The organism is Pontibacillus halophilus JSM 076056 = DSM 19796 (genome assembly GCF_000425205.1).
Lineage (GTDB): Bacteria > Bacillota > Bacilli > Bacillales > BH030062 > Pontibacillus_A > Pontibacillus_A halophilus.
The window spans coordinates 128,968-150,696 of record NZ_AULI01000009.1 but is presented as its reverse complement, the minus strand read 5'-3'; the positions used below and the strand labels follow the sequence as shown (position 1 = coordinate 150,696).

General features: G+C 42.6%; 15 protein-coding genes. 2 read left to right on the top strand and 13 right to left on the bottom strand.

Features of this window, described 5'->3' with window-relative positions:
• Positions 1 to 104: 104 nt before the first annotated feature.
• Positions 105 to 878 carry a Cof-type HAD-IIB family hydrolase gene (locus H513_RS0110645; protein ID WP_026800734.1) on the bottom strand — a complete coding sequence of 258 codons (774 nt, stop codon included), beginning with the start codon at positions 876 to 878 and terminating at the stop codon, positions 105 to 107.
• Positions 847 to 1,764 carry a DMT family transporter gene (locus H513_RS20060; protein ID WP_036769935.1) on the bottom strand — a complete coding sequence of 306 codons (918 nt, stop codon included), beginning with the start codon at positions 1,762 to 1,764 and terminating at the stop codon, positions 847 to 849. Before H513_RS20060 ends, H513_RS0110645 begins: the two co-directional genes overlap by 32 nt.
• A gap of 428 nt (positions 1,765 to 2,192) precedes the next feature.
• On the opposite strand from H513_RS20060, the gene H513_RS21965 reads away from it, so the two are divergent.
• Both H513_RS21965 and rnjA read left to right on the top strand, forming a co-directional pair.
• On the top strand, positions 2,193 to 2,402 hold the full coding sequence (locus H513_RS21965) for a DNA-dependent RNA polymerase subunit epsilon (protein WP_026800733.1): 210 nt from the start codon (positions 2,193 to 2,195) through the stop codon (positions 2,400 to 2,402).
• 3 nt (positions 2,403 to 2,405) lie between these two features.
• Positions 2,406 to 4,073, top strand: a complete 1,668-nt coding sequence (rnjA, locus tag H513_RS0110630) for a ribonuclease J1 (RefSeq protein ID WP_026800732.1) — start codon at positions 2,406 to 2,408, stop codon at positions 4,071 to 4,073.
• Between the two features lie 47 nt (positions 4,074 to 4,120).
• Here the strand turns inward: rnjA and H513_RS0110625 are convergent, their stop codons facing one another.
• From H513_RS0110625 to H513_RS0110575, 11 genes are all read right to left on the bottom strand, one after another.
• On the bottom strand, positions 4,121 to 5,818 hold the full coding sequence (locus H513_RS0110625; protein ID WP_026800731.1) for a glycoside hydrolase family 13 protein: 1,698 nt from the start codon (positions 5,816 to 5,818) through the stop codon (positions 4,121 to 4,123).
• A gap of 62 nt (positions 5,819 to 5,880) precedes the next feature.
• Positions 5,881 to 6,705 (bottom strand): carbohydrate ABC transporter permease, encoded by an 825-nt coding sequence (locus H513_RS0110620; RefSeq protein WP_026800730.1) that lies wholly within the window; start codon positions 6,703 to 6,705, stop codon positions 5,881 to 5,883.
• Positions 6,706 to 6,737: 32 nt separating this feature from the next.
• Entirely contained in the window at positions 6,738 to 8,060 is a 1,323-nt protein-coding gene (locus tag H513_RS0110615; RefSeq protein ID WP_197057409.1) for a carbohydrate ABC transporter permease, read from the bottom strand.
• A 31-nt stretch (positions 8,061 to 8,091) separates the two neighbouring features.
• On the bottom strand, positions 8,092 to 9,360 hold the full coding sequence (locus tag H513_RS0110610; protein WP_026800728.1) for an ABC transporter substrate-binding protein: 1,269 nt from the start codon (positions 9,358 to 9,360) through the stop codon (positions 8,092 to 8,094).
• Between the two features lie 182 nt (positions 9,361 to 9,542).
• Complete coding sequence (locus H513_RS0110605) at positions 9,543 to 11,459, bottom strand: glycoside hydrolase family 13 protein (RefSeq protein WP_026800727.1); 1,917 nt, start codon at positions 11,457 to 11,459, stop codon at positions 9,543 to 9,545.
• A gap of 22 nt (positions 11,460 to 11,481) precedes the next feature.
• Complete coding sequence (locus H513_RS0110600; protein ID WP_026800726.1) at positions 11,482 to 13,923, bottom strand: glycogen/starch/alpha-glucan phosphorylase; 2,442 nt, start codon at positions 13,921 to 13,923, stop codon at positions 11,482 to 11,484.
• A gap of 25 nt (positions 13,924 to 13,948) precedes the next feature.
• A complete protein-coding gene (gene glgA, locus H513_RS0110595) occupies positions 13,949 to 15,385 on the bottom strand; it encodes a glycogen synthase GlgA (protein ID WP_026800725.1) in 1,437 nt (478 codons plus the stop codon).
• A gap of 75 nt (positions 15,386 to 15,460) precedes the next feature.
• Positions 15,461 to 16,567 carry a glucose-1-phosphate adenylyltransferase subunit GlgD gene (gene glgD, locus H513_RS0110590; RefSeq protein WP_026800724.1) on the bottom strand — a complete coding sequence of 369 codons (1,107 nt, stop codon included), beginning with the start codon at positions 16,565 to 16,567 and terminating at the stop codon, positions 15,461 to 15,463.
• A gap of 29 nt (positions 16,568 to 16,596) precedes the next feature.
• Entirely contained in the window at positions 16,597 to 17,760 is a 1,164-nt protein-coding gene (locus H513_RS0110585; RefSeq protein WP_026800723.1) for a glucose-1-phosphate adenylyltransferase, read from the bottom strand.
• Positions 17,757 to 19,670, bottom strand: a complete 1,914-nt coding sequence (gene glgB / locus H513_RS0110580; protein WP_026800722.1) for a 1,4-alpha-glucan branching protein GlgB — start codon at positions 19,668 to 19,670, stop codon at positions 17,757 to 17,759. The genes H513_RS0110585 and glgB overlap by 4 nt, the downstream gene beginning before the upstream one ends.
• 289 nt (positions 19,671 to 19,959) lie before the next feature.
• Entirely contained in the window at positions 19,960 to 21,675 is a 1,716-nt protein-coding gene (locus tag H513_RS0110575; protein WP_026800721.1) for a pyruvate oxidase, read from the bottom strand.
• Between the last annotated feature and the right edge of the window lie 54 nt (positions 21,676 to 21,729).

Sequence of the window (21,729 nt, the reverse complement as noted above, 5' to 3'; positions counted from 1 at the left end):
CAAAGAATGAATAGCCCTATTTTCGTTCGAAGAGCTTAACCCCCTCTTCATTGAAATAAGGCTGTCCGGCATAGGCCGACAGCCTTATTCTTTAGAACCGTTCGTTATAACAATCCTACTTTATGGAATCCTTCTCTTAATCCGTTGTCTTCAACATCTCCAGTAACAAGATCCGCGATAAGCTTCACTTCCTCTTTCGCATTGCCCATTGCAACGCCCGTTCCAACATATTGAAGCATCTCACGATCATTAAGACCATCACCAAATGCATAGGAGCGCTCGACTGGGATGCCCACTTTCTCTAGAAACTTCTGAACTCCAATGGCTTTAGAGCCACCTAACGGCAGGACGTCCATTGAATACTCGTGCCAACGGATATAATCTAGAGCATCGTGTTTCTGAAGGTAATGCGCTTCATCCGTTTCTTCACAGAATAATAGTGCTTGATAAATGTCCGTTTGTTTATAGAAACTTGGATCAATTGTTGGGTAGTCCATCTTCAAGCTACCGAGGCTATTTGCAATATACCCATGTTCCTCTTCAGACGCACGCATTTCTTCGTGATTTAAGAACACCATTGGATGCCCAGTTGCAATGGCTTCTTCGTACAATGCGTCTAAATGATTGGTTGGAAGAGGATTTGAATAGATTACTTCATCTTCATAGACCACGTATTGGCCGTTAAAGCTTACAAAGGAATGGATGTCTAGTTCTTCTCTCAAATCTTTAAACATAAATGGCGCTCTTCCTGTAGCGATGGCCACTGTCACCCCTTGTGCTTTCAATTGGTCTACAGCTTCTCTTGTTGCTGCTGGAATTCTCTTGTCATGATCTAAAATGGTTCCATCAATGTCTAGAAACACGATAGGTTGTGTCATACTTCTTCCCCCTGTTCTTACTTATACTACTTGTTGATAAACGTACTCCTGCTAAAATGAATAAGAGCCCAGCTATCGTTTGGGCTGTGATAGATTCGCCTAAGAAGACACTGCCCCACAATAAAGCAGTTAATGGCACAAGATAGGTAACCATCGTGGCAAACTCAGCTGACCCTTTCTGAATCAAATAGTAAAAGATAAAGATGGCAATACCAGAGCCAAACGAACCAAGCCCTATAAATGCAAAGAACACGTTCGGTTGTGCGATGGCTGCAAAATTCATTGTACCATTCCATTGTGCAAATGCGAGGCTATAGATTGAGGCAAATGTCAGTGTAATCGCTCCAACTGCCATTGAAGAAACGTTGGATACGTATCGTTTCGTAAACTGTGATGAGAATCCATAACATAATGAAGCCAACAGCATCGTAAATGTTCCGGCAAGATTCATTCCCTCTAATGTTCCTAACTGAAGGTCTGATAGAACGAAAATCCCGAAAAACCCTACCCCAATTCCTAACCAGTGCTTCTTATGTAATGAACGCCGAAAGATAAAATACCCAACTAACGCTGTCATCAGCGGTGTGGTGGCATTTAATATGGAAGCGAGCCCGGATGAGATCTGGGTTTCACTGATAGCAATAAATCCCCATGGTAATGTATTGTTCGTTAACCCAATTAACAGAAGTGCCTTCCATGGCATTGCTCTGAAGCGAATGCCTCCTTTAAGAATTACAATCACCCAAAGTGCAATTGCTCCAAAGAGACACCGAAAGAAAACAACCTCCCATACACCCATTTCTTCGACCAACAATTTAATAAATAGAAATGAAGTACCCCAAATGAGCGCTAAAGCCCCTAGACCCGCATATAAACGTTTCTCCATTACGCCTCTCCTCCCATACAAATTCACTCTACAGCCCTTTCCATTATTTCGCAATTCGAATGTTTCCACCAAGGTGAAATTAGCTACTTTTTTCCCCTTTTTCGAAAAAAATCATAATTCTCTTGAGTCAAGCTATTCATTTCTGAGGAAAAAGATACTATACTAGAGTCAAGAGGGATAAGGTCGGCATAAATGAATAACGCTTTCGGTATAAGGATTAGCTTTTCATGCCATACTGCTAAAACCTAGCAGAAAGCGGTTATGTGTTGAGCAACTAGTTTTTGTGAATAAGGCAAAAGAAGATTTCACGGTTTTAAACCTTTTCGTAATCCTTTGGATAGGACCCTATTGGAAACAACATACTAAACCCAAACAAAGTGATGAACCAACATACGTCATACGGCATTTAGGAAGTTAGGAGAGATAATATGATCTATAAAGTACTTCATCAGTCTATGCCTGAACAAGTACCTGTTCGCGAGCGAACAACTGCCCTATATATTGAGGGAGAATCTGAAAGAGATGTCCGTTACAAGCTAGCCGATCGCCAAATCAACATTGAATACATTCAACTTCTTCAAGGTGACCACCTGGAGTATGAACAACAATCCGAAGACTTTAAGTTGGAGAACATTTAACAAATGAAATTTGTTAAAAACGACCAAACTGCTGTTTTTGCATTAGGCGGACTCGGAGAAATTGGTAAGAACACGTACGGTGTTCAGTTCCAAGACGAAATCATCTTAATCGATGCAGGAATCAAATTCCCAGAGAATGAACTGCTTGGTATTGATTACGTCATTCCCGATTACACGTACCTTGTACAAAACCAGGAGAAGATTAAAGGATTATTCATTACTCACGGTCACGAGGATCACATTGGCGGGATCCCTTACCTATTAAGAGAGTTGAACATCCCGATTTACGGGGGCAAGCTAGCTATCGGACTTATTCGTAACAAACTTGAAGAACATGGTCTTTTGCGAACAACAAAGCTTCATACGATCGAAGAAGATGACATCATTAAGTTCCGCAAAACATCAGTAACGTTCTTCCGTACGACACACAGCATTCCGGACTCCTTCGGGATTGTTGTGAAGACACCACCAGGAAACGTCGTGCATACTGGAGACTTCAAATTTGACTTTACTCCTGTTGGAGAACCAGCCAACCTAACGAAAATGGCTGAAATCGGAAAAGAAGGCGTACTTGCACTTCTATCTGATAGTACCAACAGCGAAATCCCTGACTTCACCTTATCTGAGCGTCGTGTAGGGGAAAGCATTGAAGATATCTTCACCAAAGTCAAAGGTCGCCTAATCTTCGCAACCTTTGCATCAAACATCCACCGTCTGCAACAAGTCGTTGAAGCAGCGGTACAAAACAATCGAAAAGTAGCCGTGTTTGGACGTAGTATGGAAGCATCAATTAGTATTGGGCAAGACTTAGGGTATATTCGAGCACCAAAGGAAACATTTATCGATGCTTCACAGATTAATCGTCTTCCATCACATGAAGTCGTTATTCTGTGTACAGGATCACAAGGTGAGCCAATGGCCGCCCTATCCAGAATTGCGAATGGGACACACCGTCAGATCCAAATTATTCCAGGAGATACAGTAGTATTCTCATCTTCTCCAATCCCTGGAAATACAGTGAGCGTAAGCCGTACAATTAATATGTTGTACCGCGCTGGCGCAGATGTGATTCATGGATCTCTTAATGACATCCATACGTCTGGTCACGGTGGTCAACAAGAACAAAAACTTATGCTTCGTCTTATGAAACCGAAATTCTTTATGCCTATTCACGGTGAATACCGTATGTTAAAAATGCATACAAAACTAGCTCAAGACATTGATATGGACCCAAGTGATTGCTTCATTATGGATAATGGAGACGTCCTTGCCCTTGGTAAAGATAACGCAATGATTGCAGGCAAGATCCCATCTGGTTCTGTATATGTAGATGGGAACGGGGTCGGAGACATTGGGAACATCGTCTTACGAGACCGTCGTATTCTCTCAGAAGAAGGACTTGTCATCGTTGTAGTTAGTATCAATATGAAAGAATTCAAAATTTCTGCCGGCCCAGATATCATATCCCGCGGGTTCGTTTATATGCGCGAATCAGAAGACCTCATTAACGAAGCACAACAGCTCGTTTCAAGACATCTTGAGAAAGTAATGGAACGCCGTACGACTCAATGGTCTGAAATCAAGAACGAGATTACAGACACGATTGCACCGTTCCTTTACGACAAGACAAAGCGCAAACCAATGATCCTTCCTATCATTATGGAAGTGTGATCACGAAGAAAAACCGAACCAGGTTGTCCTGGTTCGGTTTTTTTGTATTATTTTGTTGTCTTGATATAGACTCTTGCTTCATACGGCTTCAAGTGAAGCTGTTCCCCATTCTCTTCCTCGTTCGGATAGTTTCCGATTACCTGCTGTGCAGTCTTTAGTTCGAATGATGAATCTACTTGATACTCCACTGCTTCTTTCGTGAAGTTAGCTACAATAAGCGCAACTTCTCCATCCAATTCTCGTTCGTAAGCATAGACTTGTTCATCTTCTGGGTCCAACAACTTGTAAGACCCGTACAACAATACGTCATGATTCTTGCGAAGTCGTATTAACTCTTTATAATAATTTAGGATTGAACCTTCATCCTTCTGTTGGTCTTCAACGTTAATGGAAGTATAATTTGGATTCACCTTAATCCAAGGCTCATCTGGCGTAAATCCGGCATTCTTCTCCCCACTCCACTGCATTGGGGTACGCGCATTATCTCTCCCCTTTACAAAGATGGAGTGCATAATTTCTTGTTTATTCTTCCCTTTCTCTGTCACTTGCTCATTATACCAGTTGTGAATTTCAACATCGCGGTAATCTTCAATCGAATCGTATTTAACATTTGTCATGCCAATTTCCTGACCTTGATAAATGTATGGAGTGCCCTGCATGAGTTGATACCATGTTGCTAACATCTTTGCTGATTCTTTATGATACTCTTTGTCATTGCCAAATCGGGACACTGAACGTGGCTGGTCATGGTTCTCTAAATAAAGACTGTTCCACCCTTTTCCATTTAGGGTGTGCTGCCAATCACTCATGATTTCTTTCATCTTAGACAATTTCCAAGGTTGGACGGACCATTTCCCTTCTTGACTTCCAGGCAAGCCGTCAATCTCCATATGGTCGAATTGGAACACCATACTTAGCACACCATCTTCTTCGTTTGTGAACTCAACTCCATCTTCTGGCTTCACCATCGCTGTTTCCCCAACGGTCATCACATCATAATGCTGAAGTACTTCATCGTTCATCTCATTCATAAACTCCATGAAGCGTGGACCATTTACAAAGTGTTCTCCGCCCCATTGGTATAAGTTCTTTGCTTGCGTAACCAAAGCGTCAGGTAAGCCTGGTGTCTTAGAAATTAAATTGATGACATCCATGCGGAAGCCGTCAATTCCTTTATCCAACCAGAACTTCATCATGTCGAATACTTCTTTTCGAACCTGTTCATTTTCCCAATTTAAATCCGGTTGTTTTCTAGTGAATAAGTGTAAGTAATATTGGGCTGTTTCTTCATCATAATCCCATGCGGAGCCACTGAAGAAGGATACCCAATTATTCGGCTCAGCTCCATCTTTCCCGTCTCTCCAAATATAATAGTCTCGGTATGGATTATCTTTCGATTTACGAGCTTCTTGGAACCACTCATGTTCATCTGACGTATGATTAACAACCAAATCCATCACGAGACGCATGTCACGCTTATGAATCTCCTCAAGCATCGTTTCCCAGTCTTCCATTGTACCGAATTCATCCATGATCGCACGGTAATTACTTATATCGTAGCCGTTGTCATCGTTCGGTGACTCATAAACCGGAGATAACCAAAGAATATCGACCCCTAAGTCCTTTAGATAATCCAACTTCTCGGTAATCCCTCTTAGGTCACCGATTCCATCTCCGTTCGAATCATTAAAGCTCCTTGGATAAACTTGATACACGACGCCTTCTTTCCACCATTTTCTTTCCATTTTCCTACCTCCTAAAGTATTAGTACCCTTCTACTGTGTTAACGTAATGGAATGGGATTAAACTACTCTTTCACAGAACCTGATGTTAATCCTGCCACAATTCTTCTCTGGAAGATAAGCACAAGAATAACAATTGGAATTGTGACAAGCACCGTCGCCGCAGTAATATCTCCCCACGGAATGGAATATTGACTCTGGTAAAGTGATATTCCAACTGGGACCGTCTTCATCGAATCCTGAGTATTAATCGTAAGAGCGAACAGATACTCATTCCACGCTGCAATAAAGACTAGGATTGCTGTCGTGAAAACGCCAGGTGCCGCTAAGGGCAGAATAATCTTTCTGAACGTTTGGAACGGTGTTGCACCGTCAAGCTTTGCTGATTCTTCCAATGAGTAAGGGATGTTCTGGAAGAAAGTTGATAGAATCCAAATAGCTAGCGGCAAGCTAATCGTAATGTACGGAATAACTAGACCGGTATAGCTGTTACGTAATCCGAAATCTGTTACAAAGTTATAGATGGGCGAAATAATCGCAATCGGAGGAAACATGGATGATGCTAGCACAATCCCTAAAATTGCTCCCTTAAATCGAATCGGCAATCTTGTCACTGCATAAGCCGTAAAGGATGCGCAACCGATTGCTAAAACCGTTGTAGCTGTTGAAACGATAAAACTGTTCAACATATAGCGTAGCAATGGACGTGTCGTTAACGCGGATTGATAGGACTCAAATGAAATCCCTGACCCAAACCAAGCAAATGGAGCACCAAAGATATCCCCAATTGGCTTAATGGACGTTAAGAAAATCCATAGAAACGGAAACATAACGAGAAATACAAATACGAGTAGAAATACGTAAAACCATGGACCCGCTTTTCTTTGCATAATGAGCCTCCTAGCATAATGAAATTGGTAGATTATCCTTTAACTTTTCCTGAGAAGAGATCAGACCCAATAAAGCGGATAAACAGTGTACTAATAATCGCCACACAGATGAACACTACGACAGATAGAGCTGAACCTGCTCCGAAATTCTGTTGGGCGAAGAGAATCTTATACGCGTACACGGAGACAGCTTCGGTCGCATTCGCTGGCCCCCCACCTGTTAGCACGTAGATTAAGTCAAATACCCGAAAGGCATCTAGTGTACGGAATAATAACGCTACTAGAATTGTAGATTTCAGCATCGGCAATGTAATCTTGTAGAATCGATGCCATGCATTCGCTCCATCCACCTGAGCTGATTCGTACAGTTGATGTGGGATCGTCTGAAGGCCCGCGAGCAATAGCAATGCCATGTAAGGAGTTGTCTTCCATACATCAGAGAAGATGACAGAGAAGATGGCTCCTGCACTTGTCGTAAGCAACTGCCCGGCGTCTTGGATAAAGCCTAGCTGCTCAAAATAATGAGCGATTACTCCAGACTGCCCGTCATATAGAAACTTCCAAATCATAGCGGATACAGCTGTCGGTATGGCCCATGGAATTAATACAGAGGCACGTACAGCACCTCTTCCAATAAAGGCTCGGTTAATCAATAGAGCGATGGCTAATCCTAGAATGAGCTCAAAGAATACGGAGACTACCGTAAATAATGAGGTTACACCAATCGATTGCCACAATCTCGACTCCTGGAAATAAGAGGTGTAGTTGCTTAACCCTACAAAGTTTTCTTTCATAAAGCTTGATTCCATCAACTTCATCTGCCCTGACAGTTCACTAAGTAGACGTGCGGCTTCCCCACTCTGCTCATTCGATAGCGAAGCCAGACGGTCGGATTCACTGGTCAAGTATGTACTGTACTCTTCTTTCAATTCCTCATCGATGGATACATACTTTAACGACTCATCCTTTACTGCATAGTGACTCTGTACGGTTTCCAACACTTCTTCATACTTTTCTTCATGTTCTGAAGTTGAAAGAAAGGTCTCGTGACGTTCGTTTAACCCCTCTTCAATATCTGAGACTGCTGTCGTGGTCTCATCATTAATGGAGGATTGAAGAAGTTCATCCATTGTCATATTTACGAAATCGTAGTTATCTGCATAACGTTCTAAATTGACTTCACTTCCAAGAGTACGTTGAGACAAAGCCGGATCATTCAGACGGTAATCAAATAAGCTATTCCAGAACGATAAAGCAATGGGCCAAAGTACAATTACAGCGATTAAGACTAGTGATGGTGCCACCATCACATAACCGAGTTGTTTCTCACTAAGAGAGAATCGGCGTTTATTCATATCCATCACCCTCTACAAATAGTTTGGTCTTTTAGGAGTCATTGACAACGGCCTCAATCTCCTGTTGCATGGCACGCACTGCTTGTTCCGGTGTTTGATCTCCTGCGAGTGCTTTTGATACCTCAATTTGGATAATGTCTGTAATCTTTGGATAGTTAGGTGATACTGGGCGCGGTACGGCATTTTGCAACGTTTCAACAAATGCTTCGTTGGCAAACACAGGAGATGCCTCCTTAACCGATTCATCCTCATAGAGTGATTCAATGGTTGGTGCTACCCCACCTTCAATTGCGCTTATTTTCTGACCTTCCATCCCTGTCATGAACTTAACAAATTCCCACGCTTCTTCTGGATGCTCCGTATACTTGTTAATCATCGTAACCCAACCACCAAGTGTTGATGCGGACTGAGCGTCCCCACTTGGCAATAGGGAGAACCCTACATCCCCGACGACTTTCGAGCGCTCTTCATCGGCTGAAGACGATTGCATGTAAGGCCAGTTACGAGCAAATACTGTGTTTCCTTGAATAAACGCTGTTTCAGTTTCGAGCTCGGTAAAGTTCAAGATATTATTTGGTACGTAATTGGACTGAGCAATTTCTGCCATTTTCTGAATGCCTGCAATCGCTTCTTCACTGTCCACAACGACCTGACCATTCTCATCTAACACTTGTCCACCATAGGCATGAATAAATTCTACTGCGTTTACTACAATGCCCTCGTATTGGTTCGCTTGCATCACATATCCAAATTTCGTGCCCTCTTGTCCATTTAAATCTGATGCCATATCAGATAATTCATCCCAGGTTTCAGGAGGGTTGTCGACAAGGTCTGTGCGGTAGTATAAGAGCCCAGCATCTGTGAACTTAGGCATGGCCCATGTTCGACCGCTATATGTAACCGATTCGACTGTACCTTCAAAGTACTTCGACATATCGATGTCTTCTTCTTCGATAAACCGATCTAACCCCATCACATATCCAGCCTGTGCAAATTCAGCTGGCCAGACGACATCCGCATCAAATACATCAATTTCAGAACTCTTCCCACTGAACGTTGTTACATATTGATCGTGCTGCTGACCACTATCAGAAGGCATTTCTCGAAATTCAATATGAATGTTCGGATGTTCTTTCTCAAATGCTTCAATTAACTTTTCATTTCCGACGGTCGTGTCTACTCCCCTAGCATAGACAAGTGTAACCTCATCCTCATCCTTGCTCGTCTCGCTAGAACTACATCCAGCGACTGCGAGAAGACTGATTAGAATAGCCATCATCCATCCTCTCCGTTTTTCCATTTAGGCTCCCTCCCCTTTGTCAAAAAACCATTATGTAATCGTTACCATAACCAACTATAAACGAATCGGTAATTTTTTTCAATTATTCTAAATTTTTTATTTTCAAAAGTGAAAAGGCATAAAAAAAGAAGAGGTGAATACCTCTTCTTGTCTATAAAAATTATAAGGTAGGAAGCATTTCATTAGTGAAGATGCCTCAATACGAGTCCTTCATAAGGTTGCAAACTAAGTGACAACTTTCCATTCCGAGCGCGATGAACGTATTTGTTCAACACATTCTGCCACTTCCCTTTACGTGCAGGAAAGGTCACTTCTTTCGTCCCTTCGCTACTCCGATTCAAGATGACAAGGAAGGTTTCATTTGACACAGCATCTCCGAATTCGTCAACTCCATTCTCCGTCCACCGTTCAAATGCATACACATCTCCATCAATTGCCATGGAGTTCCAACCACCTGTACGTAACGCCGCATGCTTTCTTCTCCACTGCCCTAGTTGTTGATACCAAGCCACTAACTCTTCATCTTCTCTTCCCCAAGGGAAAGGTTTACGATTATCAGGGTCCTCTCCACCATCAACGCCCGCTTCATCCCCATAATAAAGAGAAGGTACTCCAGGGAACGTATAGAGCCACATGCTCAATACCTTTACTTGCTTTCGGATTACTTCCTCTCGCTCACTTTGATCCCATTCTGTTGGTAAGTGGCCATCAAGGTGTGTAAGAACTCGCTCCACATCATGACTAGATATCAGATTCATAACTGAATAGAAATAGTGTTTTGGATAGTGTTCCCTTAATGTCATTAGCCTTCTGTGCAAGTAATAAGCGTCAATGTCGCCTTTAATGAAATCTAGCATTAGAGTTCTAAGTGGGTAATTCATGACAGAATCTAATACCCCACCAAGAAAATAATCACGTCGTGTTCCGTATGCTGTTTTGTTCGAGGCATCTTCCCACACCTCACCCAACAACACACTATCTTGATCGCCCTCTTTTAGTGCACTATATATCTGACGGATTAAATCATCTGTCAATTCGTCGGCCACATCAAGTCGCCAATGATTCAATCCAGATTTTTGCCATGTTTTAATAACGCTATCCTCATCTTGCACGAGAAAGCGCTGGTAGCTAGGCTCATTCTTATTTAGAGTTGGTAACGTCCCTACTCCCCACCACGCTTCGTATTGGTCTGGATAGTCATGGAAGGTATACCATGGATAGTAAGGAGATTCTTTCGACTGATAGGCGCCAACAGAATCATAGGCACCAGCCTGATTGAAGTAGATACTGTTGCTTCCTGTGTGACTAAATACCCCATCAAGCATAATCTCCATCCCACGCTTAGATGCCATGCGAATCAATTCTTCAAAATCTTCTTTAGAACCTAGTAGATTGTCAATACGATGGTAGTCTCCCGTGTCATAGCGATGGTTGCTCTCAGCCTCGAAGATTGGATTTAAATATAGAACCGTAACACCTAATGATTGAAGGTAATCAAGCTTTGAAATAATCCCTTGAAGATTCCCCCCAAAGAAGTCCCAACGCACAACCTCATTTCGTTCGTTTCGGATGTAATATGGGTCATTCTCCCAATGTGCATGAACAAGGCTCGTCTTTGGTGCTTTCTCTAACTCGATTTCACCCTCCGCATAGAATCGATCTGGGAAGATCTGATACATGGTTGCATGCTTCCACCAATTGGGTGTTTCATAGGTTTGGTCGTATACAGTGATCTGCCAAGATGGTGGTACCTCATCATAAACCCTTCCTTCCCCGCTCTCCTCCATATGGATTCGACCATAATAGAACCTTTTATTCTCTGTAAGCACTTCGAAGTAATACCAGACAAGCTGTGGCTCTTCTGGCATGGTAATGGTCGTTTCAAACCCGCTAAACTGATGTTCTTCACTAAACAAATCCATTTCCTTCACAGACTCTTCGTGTGTCTTGTCGAAAATGTAATGTAGGAACACTTTGTCCACATGTTGGCGGTGGTCCACTTCTATTGTTAATTTAACGTGAGACCCTTTAGGTGCAGCACCAAAAGGGTCTCGATAAATAGAATCAAAGCTATTGTGTACAATATTTAACTGCCTCACAGTAACGCCTCCCAGGAAAACCTTAACTTTTCAACACGTTTACCGATTGTAGCTTCCAGATCTCCTCTGCATACTGTTGAATTGTGTAATCACTTGAGAATCCTCCAGAATGAGCGATGTTAGAAAGACTCATTACATTCCATCGTTCTTTATCTTGGTAATCTCTTTGTATTCGATGCTGGGCAGCTACATATCCATCGAAGTCTTTAAGCAGAAAGTATTGGTCGTTATAGGTGATGAGCGCATCGTACAATTCCTGAAACTCCGTATTCCCCTTTGAAAAGGGACTAAAATGGCGGAATTGGTCCAATACATATCGAATACGCGCATCGTCCTCGTAAACCTCTTTCGCTTTGTATCCGCCTGTACGGTCATAAGACAGCACTTCCTCAGAACTTAAGCCAAACGTATAAATGGCATCGTTCCCAACAGCATCATAAATTTCAACATTAGCTCCATCCATCGTTCCAAGGGTAACAGCCCCATTCATCATCAGCTTCATGTTTCCAGTCCCTGAAGCCTCTTTACTAGCAAGTGAAATCTGCTCACTGACGTTGGCTGCAGGAATGATTTGTTGTGCTGATGAAACTGAATAGTTCTCAACAAAGACAACTTTTAGCTTCTCATTTACGTCACGGTCGTGGTTGATTACATCTGCTAATGTATTAATCAGTTTAATAACCTTCTTCGCGAAGTGATAGCTTGGAGCTGCCTTTGCTCCAAAGATAAACGTCCTCGGTGCAAGATCCATACCAGGATTCGCCTTTAATTGATTGTAGAGATACATAATGTGAAGCGCATTAAGCAATTGTCGCTTGTATCCATGAAGACGTTTAATGTGGACATCAAAGATAGATTCCGCATTAACCATAACGCCACTATGATCATAAATCCAACTTGCTAAGCGATTTTTGTTGTATTGCTTAACCTCATTCAATTTCAATAAGAACTGCGAATCCTCTTGATACTTTAGTAGTTGCTTCAATTGCTCCGGATGTTTCACCCACTCTTCTCCGATTGCCTCATTAATTAAACTAGATAGCTTTGGATTCGCATGGAGCAACCATCTTCTATGTGTAATGCCATTGGTCTTGTTATTGAATCGTTCTGGGTATGTTTCGTAGAATCGCTTCATTTCCCGCTTCTTCAAGATTTCGGTGTGGAGCTTTGCGACCCCGTTCACACTATGGCTTCCTACAATTGACAAGTGGGCCATCTTTACGCGGCCATCCGCAATGATTGCAAGCTCTGCGATTCGATCAAAGTCACCTGGGTATGTGTCCCACAATGATTGGCAGAAACGCTCGTTCAACTCTTCTATAATCATAAAGATTCTTGGTAGCAACGCCCGTACTAAATCCACAGGCCACGTTTCAAGAGCTTCGCTTAACGTCGTATGGTTTGTATAGGAAACGGATGCTTGGGTAATCTCCCATGCCTCTTCCCACCCTAACCATTCTTCGTCCATAAGTATTCTCATTAACTCAGGAATGAGTAATGCTGGATGGGTATCATTAATATGAAGGGATACGTGGTTAGGAAACTCACTCCACGCCAGCCCCTTTTCTTTAAATTGACTCACAATGTTTTGAAGGCCAGCAGAAACAAGAAAATATTCCTGCTTTAGACGGAGCTTTTGGCCTTCCTCATGTGAATCATCAGGATACAGAACTGATGTGATTTCTTCTAGACTAGCCTGGTGGCCAATGAAATGGTGATAGTCACCATTAACAGAAGCTTTGTGCAACAAGTCTTCCTCATTAGGTTCGGCTGCCCACAGTCGCAATGTATTCACAACCTTCATGTCACTGCCAACGACTGGCACATCATACGGGACTGCCCTGACCGTTACAGCTCCTCTTGACAGAAAGCGAAGCACACCATCATCATCCTCGTCAGAATGAATCTCCCCACCAAACTTCACGTGAACGGCTTCTTCTTCGCGGCGTACATGCCAAACGTATCCACCTTGTAGCCACATGTCTGGCAATTCTACTTGATTGCCATCCACGAACCTTTGAGTAAACATCCCATTTCGGTATAGAAGGCCTACACCATGACCAGCAAATCCAAGCGAAGCTAAAGAGTCTAAAAAGCAAGCTGCAAGTCGTCCTAACCCTCCGTTTCCAAGTCCGGCATCGTCCTCTTCTTCCTCAATGCTTGATAAGGACAATCCAAGTTCTTGCAATCCTTCTTCTACGATTTTCAGTGCCCCCATGTTTAACAGGTTGTTCCCGAGCAAGCGTCCCATTAAGAACTCCATCGAGAAGTAATAGACTTCTTTTTGAGACTGACCTCGATAAAGGTCCTCCGTGTCTTTCCACTTTTGAACGAGCTGCTCTTTCACAAGAAGGCTAACTGTTTGATAGGCATCTTGGTCCGTTGCTTGCTGAATAGATTTCCCGAATTCTTGGTCTAACTTTAGGCCGAAAGCTTGTTTAAAATCCTCTTTACTGCTGAACATACTGGGGTCCTCCGTTTCTTATGCCTCATGCATAAATTTTAAGCATTGATTGGTATAAGTCCATATATTGCTTCGCAGAATTCTCCCAGGAATATTGGCTTGTCAACACATTCTTGACGAGGTCTTTCCATTGAGCTTGGTCTTCATAAATCTGAAGAGCTCGACGAATCGTGTAGAGCATGTCATGGGCATTGAAGTTCGTGAAACAGAACCCATTCCCTTCACCTGTTACCTCGTTATAAGGTTGAACTGTGTCCACGAGACCACCCGTTTCGCGCACAATTGGAACTGCTAAATAGCGTAATGCAAGCAATTGGCCAATTCCGCATGGTTCAAAGCGTGATGGCATTAAGAACAGATCACTCGCCGCATAGATTTGTCGGGAAAGAGCTTCATCAAATGTAATGTTTGCGGATACTTTGGTTGGATGTTTGTGTTGGAACCACTGGAACATTTGTTCGTAGTAATGTTCTCCCGTACCTAGAATAACCAGTTGGACGTTATCTTCGAGCAATTCATCCATGATTCGTCCAATTAGATCGAATCCTTTTTGCTCCACCAGTCGCGAAACGATTCCAATCATAGGAATGGATGCATCGACTGGGAGCCCAAGTTGCTCTTGCAGCCACATCTTATTCTGACCTTTCTTAATTAAAGAACTGCGATACGGGAAGGCTAACGACTGGTCTTTCATAGGGTTGTAGTCTTGGAGGTTGATGCCGTTGACAATACCGGTTAATCGATGAGAGTGTTTGCGAAGTACTTCATCTAGGTTTTCCCCATAATAAGGTGTTTGAATCTCGTTTGCGTATGTTTCACTAACCGTCGTGATTTGGTCCGAATAATTCAGTGCTGCTTTCATGAAACTAATGTTTCCGAAGAACTCGATCCCATCGACTGTCATGACTCGCTCATCAAGATCCATCAGGTCATGAAGTACGGACTGAGGGAAAATTCCTTGATATTTAAGATTATGGATGGTGAAAACCGTTTTCATACCTGTGAATTTCGGCTCATCCTTATAATGCGTGTGAAGGAACAAAGGAATTAAGCCCGCTTGCCAGTCATGACAATGCAGAACATCTGGTGTCCAGTCCAATACTCGAATCATTTCCATAACAGCACGGTTAAAGAAAACAAAACGCTCACCCTCGTCTTCATATCCGTATAAGTTGGAGCGTTTAAAGTAGTACTCATTATCAATAAAGTAGACATGAACCCCTTCATACTCAACATACTCAATTCCAGCATATTGTTGCCTCCAGCCTAATGGAACCGTTAGGGTGTCAAGTAATGTGAGCTCGTCTTTCCATTCCTGCTTCATCTCCTGATACTTCGGCAATACAATTCGAACATCCGCACCTTGAGAGTTAAGAGCCTCAGGGAGTGAACCTAATACATCCGCAAGTCCACCAGATTTAATAAATGGAGTACATTCAGACCCAATCATCAATACATTCATCACATTCCACTCCTTCATTTACTTAAATAGAAATGGAGCTGTCAGTATAGGGAGTCTTGACAGCCCCATCTTTCCTTACATTGACTGACGTTTAGCAACTACAAATGGCTTCTCGGGTGCCCCAATCAACGTTTTACCCTCTGAAATGTTGCAGTCTTTATCAATGATGACATTCTCTAACACGGCGTTCTCTGCTATTTCACAGCGCTGCATAATAACAGAGTTCTTAATAACCGCCCCTTTACCTACCTTTACCCCACGGAATAAAATGCTATCTTCAACGTGGCCTTTGACTACACACCCGTTAGCCACGAGCGTATTCTTTACATTTGACCCTTGTAGATATTTCGACGGCGCCTCATTTTTCACCTTCGTAAGGATAGGCGCATCGTCTTTAAACAGCTGAGCATGCTCTTCAGCATTTAATAGGTTCGTATTGTTACGGAAGTAGCTCTCCACGGAATTAACAAGCGCATGCGGTCCTTCGTATTCATAAGCATGAACATGTAGCATGTGAAGCTTCCCTTTAATCGCTTCATTGAAGAAGTTCGTATGACCATGAGCGATACTATTCTGAACCAATTCCTTCAGCACATCTTTACGAATCAGATACATGTCCATATACACATGAGGGTTGAAATGTTCATTGTGTATCGTCTCCACACGACCGAATTCATCAATATCAAGCTTCTGTGCAAGTTGATGTTCAGACGTTAGTTCATCCACACGTTTATAGATTACCGTTACGTCCGCATCATTCTGTTGATGCTCTTTCAACACGTCTTGGTAATTGATGTTGCAAATATGTTGGGACCCTGAAACGAGAATATAATTGGCAGCTGTTCGATTTAGGAAGTCAATGTTGTTATGGAAATGCTGCAAGTCGCCTCTTGAGATATCAGATGGGTCGTTCCAATCAGGAGGAAGAATGAATAGCCCTCCTCGTTTACGGTCTAAATCCCAAGCTTTCCCTTGCTCCAGATGGTCCATTAGGGAACGGTATTTGCTTCTTGCAAACACCGCAATCGATTCAATTCTTGAGTTCACCATATTCGACACTGTAAAGTCGATCATTCGATACCGCCCACCGAACGGTACCGCTGCTCCACAACGAAAATACGTTAATTCGCTTAATACATCCTGTTCATGATCTAGATTAATAATCCCTGCAATACGATTCATGTAATCTCTCCCCGTCCCCTATTTCTATCTTAATGAGTTGCTGCATAGCTTCTAGCCATTACACTACCTTCTTCAGCGATTAGCGTAATTTCACTTCCAGGCGTTGGATCTCCGACCACGCAATTATCCTCAATGACCATTCCTTCTGAAATAATGGCACGATGAATTTGAACGTTCTTCCCAATCTTCACATTTGGCATAATTACCGAGTCTTTCACAACGCTTCGTTCGCCAACTTGCACTCCATAGAATAGGATGGAAGTATCGACTGATCCATAAATCTTACACCCTTCATTAATCAATGCATTCTGTACATTGGCAGAAGAGGCTAGGAATTGCGCTGGCTGATTAGGATTCTTAGAGTAAATACGCCAATCTGGGTTATTTAAATCAAGTTCAGGCTGCTCTTTCAACAAATCCATATTCGCTTCCCATAAGCTATCGACCGTTCCTACATCTTTCCAATACCCATCGAATGTATAAGCCTTTAGGTTTTTGTGGTCACCTAAGAGTGCAGGTATGATGTCTTTCCCGAAATCATGAGAAGAATCTTCACGAGCGTCATCTTCAACAAGGTATTGCTTTAACACGTCCCATTTAAAGATGTAAACTCCCATAGATGCCAGGTTGCTTTCTGGATAACGTGGCTTCTCGTCAAACTCCACTATGTCTCCGCTTTCATTCGTGTTCATAATTCCAAAGCGACTCGCTTCCTCCCAAGGTACCTCAATGACAGAGATTGTAGCATCCGCTCCAGTCTCCTTGTGGTATTCAAGCATTTCAGCGTACTCCATCGTATAAATGTGGTCACCAGATAAGATCAACACATGCTCTGGGTCGTACTGATTTATGAACTTTATATTTCGATAAATGGCATTAGCTGTGCCTGTATACCAGCCACCACCACCTTCAGACTGCATGTATGGAGGAAGCACCGATACTCCTCCATATTTTCGATCCAAATCCCAAGACGAACCGATTCCTAGATAATGATTTAAGACAAGCGGTTCGTATTGTGTCAGTACACCTACGGTATCGATACCTGAATTAGCACAGTTGCTAAGTGGAAAGTCAATAATCCGATACTTCCCGCCAAAAAACACCGCTGGTTTGGCTAACTCTTTCGTTAAGGATTTCAACCTAGTTCCCTGACCTCCAGCTAATAACATTGCAACGCATTCTTTGTTCTTCATGACATGTCCTCCTCTAGAGTAGATGTTCTCTTTAAGAAGCTTACGGCTAATGGCGGTATGGTCATAGAGACGTGTTGATTTTGTCCTTGCCAAGGCACGTTGGAAGTATGGAGCAAATTCCCGTTTAATTGCCCAGACCCTCCAAAATGAACCGCATCACTTGTAAAGACTTCTTCGTACACACCCTCTGCTGGGACCCCAACTTTGTAATCATGATAAACGACTGGCGTAAAGTTACACACAATTACCAATTGGTCTCGACTGCAGCTACTGTTGCGCACAAATGATACAATGCTTTGCTCATAATTGTTGGCATCAATCCACTCAAATCCTTCTTCCTGGTGGTCGAATTCCCATAGAGCAGGATGCTCTCGATACAATTGATGAAGCTGACCAACATAGTGCTTAATGGAAGCGTGAGAATCGTAATCCATCAATTCAAAGTCCAAATCCTCAAGATCTTTCCATTCATCGAACTGACCAAACTCTGTTCCCATGAACAGTAGTTTCTTACCAGGATGTGCATACATAAAGGCTAGAAAGGCTCTCAAGTTAGCGAATTTCTGCCAATAGTCACCTGGCATTTTATTTAATAACGATTTCTTTCCATGCACCACTTCATCATGAGAAATCGGTAATACAAAATTCTCAGAGAATGCGTAGAAAAGTGAAAAGGTAATTAAATTATGATGATACTTTCTATGAATAGGGTCCATTTCAATATACTTCAGCATGTCATTCATCCAACCCATGTTCCATTTATAATTAAACCCAAGGCCTCCTACATAAGTAGGTGCACTCACAAGCGGCCAAGAAGTGGATTCCTCTGCCATCATTAAGACGTTCGGAACTTCTTCGAATACAGCTTCGTTCATCTTTCGTATAAAGGCGACAGCTTCTAGGTTCTCAGGACCGCCATATTCATTAGGCTCCCACTCGCCTTCTTCTTTCCCAAAGCTTAAATAAAGCATGCTAGCCACTGCATCTACACGAAGTCCATCAAGATGGAATTCTTTCAACCAGTAGATGGCGTTAGAAATAAGGAAACTCTGAACTTCATTGCGTCCGAAGTCGAATGTTAAGGTACCCCATTGTGTTTTCTCGGCTTTAGCAGGGTTCTCATATTCGTATAGAGGCTCTCCACCAAATCGTCTTAATCCTTGTTCATCTTTACAGAAGTGACCTGGGACCCAATCTAGAATGACGCCAATCCCGTGCTGGTGGCACTGATCGACGAAGTATTTAAAGTCGTCAGGAGTGCCGTATCTTGAAGTCACCGCATAATACCCTGTAGCTTGATATCCCCATGAACGATCGAAAGGATGCTCATTAACAGGCAATAGTTCGATGTGTGTATAGCCGAGGTCCTTTACGTAAGGAATAATCATATTCGCATACTCTCTAAAGTTGTAAAAGACTTCCGGTTCAATGTTCTTCCAAGACCCAAGATGGAGTTCATAAATAGATAGTGGTGATTCATAAAGATTCGTTTCTTTCCTTTGGTTCATCCACTCTTCATCATTCCAATCGTACTGGTGAAGCGGATATGTAACAGAAGCTGTGTTCGGGCGTAGCTCGCTTGAAAAAGCGTAGGGGTCAGCTTTTAATTGTAGATGCCCGTGCGGGGTTAACAGTTCATATTTGTAAACTGTTCCTGTTGAAAGATTCGGGATAAAGGTAGACCAAATGCCATTATCATTGACCTTCTTCATGGGATGCTGGCTTCCATCCCAATCATTAAAGGATCCAACTACGTTGACCTCTACCGCGTGAGGTGCCCAGACAGTGAAGCGAATTCCTTCTTCACCGTTCTGTGTTTCGAAGTGTGCGCCAAGTAATTGGTACGCATACCGTAGGTTTCCTTGATGGAATAAATAAATATCATGGTCCAGTGCTGTTGATGTGGCCAAATTATCACACTCCTCATAATCTAGTTTCGATAGAAGTCACTCATTGAGAACTCTATGCAATTTGTATACTGTTATTATAGAATTGCGTGATTGGTATTACAATTGTCTTTTGTTAAAAATTTCTGAAAGTTTTGTCGAATATTGTACTGTTTTATCAATATTCATAGAATAGTACTATATTCCATAAGAAATGAACGTTCATTCATTTTTCTCCCGTCTCTACTCCTAAACTAATAATATTTTTAGATTTTGTTAAGAAATAAAAAAGGAAGAGGCCGCAGCCTCTTCCTTATAGTACACGTTGAATTCCTTTCAAGATTGGAGGTTTACCAATCTCACCTGTCTCAAAGAACTCTTTGATTAAATATTTGCTATAGTTAATAGCCTGGGTATACGATACTTTACCTGGAAGCGGAGCCTGATCTTCAACTGCTACGTCAATGATGGCAGGTTTCTTCGATAGGAACGCTTGCTGCATGGCATCATTTAGCTCTTCGTAGCGATTTACAGCATAGCCTTCTCCTCCGCAACTCTCCGCAAACTTCGCGAAATCGACACCTCCAAAGTCAGTACCGTAATGAAGGTGGCCCATCGCTTCTTGTTCAAATTGAATCATGCCAATTTTACTATTGTTCAATAGGATGATCTTTATTGGTAAATCGTATTTAACGGCTGTTGCAAAGTCGTGCATGACCATAGAGAACCCTCCGTCCCCTACTACAGCGATTACCTGCTGATCTGGGTATGCCTTCTGTGCAGCAATGGCACCTGGCAATCCACATCCCATCGTAGCAAGCCAACCTGAAATTAACATGCGTTGAGTTGTCATTGGTAGAAAACGAGATACCCATACGGTTGAATTCCCTACATCCGTCGAAACAATCGCTCGGTCTTCCATCACATTCTCAAGCGCATACATGACTTGAGGTGCATGTAATGGGCTTGAGTCGTCACGTTTTTGTTCCTGCAAGCCGATATGCCAATTTTTCATATGCTTTTGGTATTTTTGTAGATAGTCATCATTCTCATTTTCCACCACGTGATTGGTCAACCACTGTAACGTTTGTTTCGCGTCTCCTGCTAGGCCAATTGAAACAGGATAGTGGTTTCCGATTCGTGCAGGGTTATGGTCGATTTGAATTGCCTTTGTATCTTTTGGCATAAAGTCACGGTAAGGGAAGGAAGTCCCAATCATAATGACTAAGTCTGCTTCCATCATGGCATGGTAAGCGGGTTTCGTACCTATTTGACCATGATGCCCTAAATTTAGCGGGTGATGATCCGGGAGCAATCCTTTCGCTAGTAAGGATAGTATAACAGGCGACTTAATTCGTTCAGCGAATGACACGAGTTCTTCCTGAGCCCCAAAAGCTCCCTGGCCTGCTAGAATAATCGGTTTTTCTGCTTCTTCAATGGCCTGACGAGCTTGTACTAATGACTGTTCTGCTGGGAATATTTCAGGCTTTACGTACTGTGAAGATGTTAATGTAGCCTCAGGCTTCTGCTTCACAGCAAATACATCATCTGGGACAATGAGCACAGATACACCTTTATGCGCATAGGCTTCACGAACTGCCTTATTTAAGAGGTCCGGTAGTTGATCTGCGCGCTGAACACGTTTGTTGTAAACAGCCACATCATCAAACATCCGTTCAAGATTCACTTCCTGGAACGCACCCGTTCCGACCTCATCGCTGTTTACTTGACCTACAATCGCAAGTACAGGAGCACCGTCCATCTTCGCATCATATAAGCCATTTAATAAATGTATGCCTCCTGGGCCTGCAATCGACATGCATACGCCTAATTTGCCTGTCACCTTCCCATAAGCTGCAGCTGATAAGGCACCGACCTCCTCATGTCGGACTTGTATGAATGAAAGTTCTTCACTTCGGTTACGTAAATCATTTACAAATTCGTTGATTGAGTCACCAGGCATCCCATAAATGTGGTCGACACCCCAGTCAATTAATTGTTGTGTAAGTATTTCTCCTGTACGTTTCATCTAGAATCACTGCCTTTCATCTCCGTAATCTAGTTTCATAATATCCTTTACCTG

What these genes read in the sequence shown, in the direction of transcription:
- H513_RS0110645 (WP_026800734.1), bottom strand. Translation starts at nt 878, where the DNA reads ATGACACAACCTATCGTGTTTCTAGACATTGATGGAACCATTTTAGAT.
- H513_RS20060 (WP_036769935.1), bottom strand. Translation starts at nt 1,764, where the DNA reads ATGGAGAAACGTTTATATGCGGGTCTAGGGGCTTTAGCGCTCATTTGG.
- H513_RS21965 (WP_026800733.1), top strand. Translation starts at nt 2,193, where the DNA reads ATGATCTATAAAGTACTTCATCAGTCTATGCCTGAACAAGTACCTGTT.
- rnjA (WP_026800732.1), top strand. Translation starts at nt 2,406, where the DNA reads ATGAAATTTGTTAAAAACGACCAAACTGCTGTTTTTGCATTAGGCGGA.
- H513_RS0110625 (WP_026800731.1), bottom strand. Translation starts at nt 5,818, where the DNA reads ATGGAAAGAAAATGGTGGAAAGAAGGCGTCGTGTATCAAGTTTATCCA.
- H513_RS0110620 (WP_026800730.1), bottom strand. Translation starts at nt 6,705, where the DNA reads ATGCAAAGAAAAGCGGGTCCATGGTTTTACGTATTTCTACTCGTATTT.
- H513_RS0110615 (WP_197057409.1), bottom strand. Translation starts at nt 8,060, where the DNA reads ATGAATAAACGCCGATTCTCTCTTAGTGAGAAACAACTCGGTTATGTG.
- H513_RS0110610 (WP_026800728.1), bottom strand. Translation starts at nt 9,360, where the DNA reads ATGGAAAAACGGAGAGGATGGATGATGGCTATTCTAATCAGTCTTCTC.
- H513_RS0110600 (WP_026800726.1), bottom strand. Translation starts at nt 13,923, where the DNA reads ATGTTCAGCAGTAAAGAGGATTTTAAACAAGCTTTCGGCCTAAAGTTA.
- glgA (WP_026800725.1), bottom strand. Translation starts at nt 15,385, where the DNA reads ATGAATGTATTGATGATTGGGTCTGAATGTACTCCATTTATTAAATCT.
- glgD (WP_026800724.1), bottom strand. Translation starts at nt 16,567, where the DNA reads ATGAATCGTATTGCAGGGATTATTAATCTAGATCATGAACAGGATGTA.
- H513_RS0110585 (WP_026800723.1), bottom strand. Translation starts at nt 17,760, where the DNA reads ATGAAGAACAAAGAATGCGTTGCAATGTTATTAGCTGGAGGTCAGGGA.
- H513_RS0110575 (WP_026800721.1), bottom strand. Translation starts at nt 21,675, where the DNA reads ATGAAACGTACAGGAGAAATACTTACACAACAATTAATTGACTGGGGT.